Origin of the sequence: Sphingobium sp. AS12 (assembly GCF_019097845.1) — a bacterium.
Lineage (GTDB): Bacteria > Pseudomonadota > Alphaproteobacteria > Sphingomonadales > Sphingomonadaceae > Sphingobium.
The window spans coordinates 1-2,710 of sequence record NZ_JAHRGM010000060.1 but is presented as its reverse complement, the minus strand read 5'-3'; the positions used below and the strand labels follow the sequence as shown (position 1 = coordinate 2,710).

4 protein-coding genes are annotated in these 2,710 nt (G+C 62.7%); all 4 read left to right on the top strand.

What is annotated here, in order from left to right; all coding sequences use genetic code 11:
* Nucleotides 1–99: 99 nt before the first annotated feature.
* The 4 genes from KRZ98_RS19750 to KRZ98_RS19735 are packed head-to-tail and all read left to right on the top strand — an operon-like array spanning nt 100 to nt 2,682.
* On the top strand, nt 100–429 hold the full coding sequence (locus tag KRZ98_RS19750) for a transposase (RefSeq protein ID WP_182914063.1): 330 nt from the start codon (nt 100–102) through the stop codon (nt 427–429).
* Nucleotides 426–773 (top strand): IS66 family insertion sequence element accessory protein TnpB, encoded by a 348-nt coding sequence (gene tnpB, locus KRZ98_RS19745; protein ID WP_217674971.1) that lies wholly within the window; start codon nt 426–428, stop codon nt 771–773. Before KRZ98_RS19750 ends, tnpB begins: the two co-directional genes overlap by 4 nt.
* Before the next feature lie 59 nt (nt 774–832).
* Nucleotides 833–2,461: an IS66 family transposase gene (locus tag KRZ98_RS19740; protein ID WP_217674970.1), complete on the top strand. Its 1,629-nt coding sequence runs from the start codon at nt 833–835 to the stop codon at nt 2,459–2,461.
* Nucleotides 2,461–2,682, top strand: a complete 222-nt coding sequence (locus tag KRZ98_RS19735) for a hypothetical protein (RefSeq protein ID WP_119749854.1) — start codon at nt 2,461–2,463, stop codon at nt 2,680–2,682. The genes KRZ98_RS19740 and KRZ98_RS19735 overlap by 1 nt, the downstream gene beginning before the upstream one ends.
* The last annotated feature ends 28 nt before the right edge of the window (nt 2,683–2,710 follow it).

The following is a 2,710-nucleotide window of genomic DNA, read 5'->3' as shown; positions in this document are numbered from 1 at the left end:
GTACGCCTCCGGTGAGGGCCGCCTTGCGGTGATCGGCTGATATTTGGAGATGGCACCGGTGCAAGCACTGGTGTTTGCACCGGTACTAGAGACGGTGCGATGGGTCAGGTGACGATAATTTCGGGCGTTGAGCGGCGGCGGGTATGGTCTGACGACCAGAAGCGGGCGCTGGTGATGGCGGTGTCGCAACCCGGCGCGAACGTGGCGGAGATCGCGAGGGAGGCGGATCTACGGCCGGGCCAGATCTATCGCTGGCGGCGACAGATGTTCGGTGATGCGAACGGTTTTGCCGCCGTTGCGGTGAAGCCTGATCCAGCGCCGCCGACGGGGCCAGCGGTTGTCGTGGAGCTGGGCAGCATCACGGTCCGCATAGCGGCGGATACGCCGCCGGATTTGGCTGCTGCCGTCCTGCGGTCGCTGCGGCGGTGATCCCGGTCCCCTCGGGTGTCAGGATATGGATCGCGACCGGGCATACCGATATGAGGAAGGGTATGCGATCCTTGGCCCTGCAGATACAGCAGAGCTTCAAGCGGGACCCCCATGCCGGTGATCTCTATGTCTTCCGAGGGCGCCGGGGCGATCTGTGCAAGATCCTGTGGCACGATGGCATTGGCATGTCGCTCTATGCCAAACGCCTGGAGCGGGGGAAGTATATCTGGCCATCGGCTGTAGATGGGGTAATTGCCATCTCCGCCTCCCAGTTGGCTTGCATGCTGGAGGCGATCGACTGGCGTAATCCGCAAGCAACCTGGCGGCCGACACTGGCCGGATAATCGATGCCGGAGAGCTAAAAAGCTAGAGATTTCGGGGCTTTTCTGCTATGCCTTTGGGCATGGGTGACGCGGCGCAAGCAGAGATCCAGAGCCTTCGCGCGCAGCTTGCCGCAGCCCAGGCTGTCGCCGCTGAAGTCGCCCGCATAAAGGCGATCAACGCGGACCTGGAAGCCCGCAACGCCCTTCTCCAACTGCAAAACGAGAAGATGCGCCGCACCCTTTTTGGTCAGCGATCCGAACGCACGCGCCATCTGCTCGACCAGATGGAGCTGACGTTCGAGGAGTGCGAGACCGCTGCCAGCGAAGACGAGGCGTTGGCCGCGTTGGCGGCAGCGAAGACCAATGTCGCGCCGTTCGAGCGCAAGCGGCCCGCGCGTAAGCCCTTGCCCGAACATCTGCCACGCGAGCGCGTTGTCATCGCTGCGCCCGATGCCTGCCCCTGCTGCGGCTCGGATCGGCTGTGCAAGCTGGGTGAGGATATCACCGAGACACTTGAGGTCGTGCCGCGCCAGTGGAAGGTGATCCAGACCGTGCGGGAGAAGTTCTCCTGCCGGGATTGTGAGAAGATCACCCAACCGCCAGCGCCGTTCCATGTGACGCCCCGCGGGCTATTTGGCCCCAGCTTCCTGGCGATGCTGCTGTTCGAGAAGTTCGGCGCGCATCAGCCGCTCAACCGCCAGCGTGACCGCTACGCCCGCGAGGGCGTGGAACTGAGCCTTTCGACCCTGGCCGACCAGGTCGGCACCTGCACCGCTGCGCTGATGCCACTCTATCTGCTGATCGAAGCCCACGTCCTGGCCGCCGAGCGACTGCATGGCGACGATACGACGGTGCCGGTGTTGGCCAAGACCAAGACCGACACGGGCAGGATCTGGACCTATGTACGAGACGATCGACCTTTCGGCGGGCCAGCGCCGCCAGCCGCGATCTTTCACTATTCCCGTGACCGGCGGGGTGAGCATCCCGTTGCCCATTTACGAGGCTGGAGCGGCATCCTCCAGGCGGACGCCTATGCCGGCTATAACGCGCTGTTTCAGACCGAGCGGGTTCCGGCGCCGCTGGCCCGCGCCCTATGCTGGAGCCATGCACGCCGCTATTTCTTCGAACTGGCCGATATCGCCACCCAGCTCAAGAAGCGCCGCAAGAAAGCGCCGGTTATCTCGCCGCTGGCAGTGGAGGCGGTCCGCCGCATCGATGTGATCTTCGACATCGAACGCGCCATCAATGGGAGGTCCGTGCAGGATCGTCTTGCCCTTCGCCAGGAACTCAGCGTCCCGCTGGTGGCCGAACTGGAGGCATGGATGCGCGAGAACCGGTCCAAGCTCTCCAAGAACAGCGATGTCGCCGAGGCCATGGATTACATGCTCAAGGCATGGCCGGCCTTCACCGCCTTCCTTGATGACGGCCGCATCTGCCTCACGAACAACGCTGCGGAACGGGCGCTAAGGGGCATAGTTTTGGGAAGGAAGTCGTGGCTCTTCGCCGGCTCAGATCGCGGCGGACAGCGTACCGCATTCATCCTCAGCCTGATCGCCACGGCAAAACTCAACGACATCGATCCGCAGGCTTGGCTCGCCGATGTCCTCGCGCGCATCGCCGATATCCCGCAGAACCATCTCCACGATCTGCTCCCCTGGCATTGGAAAGTCCTTCATCAGGTGGATCAGGAAGAGGAGCTTGCAGCCTGATGCAGCGGAACAAGGTCCACGCAGTGACAACCCTCGCCAAGGTCGCTCAAGACCTGAATGTGGACGAAAACCTGCTCCACGATCTCACCGAACAGATGGATACCGAGGACGGCGTTATCTGGGTTTACGGTATCGAAGAGCATGCTGTGCTTGCCCTATCACAAGACGGCATCGACTGCCTGCGGGACCTCCTTGCCGAACATAAACGGACTCACGTGTAGCCCCGCGCGGCCTTCACCGAATGCATAC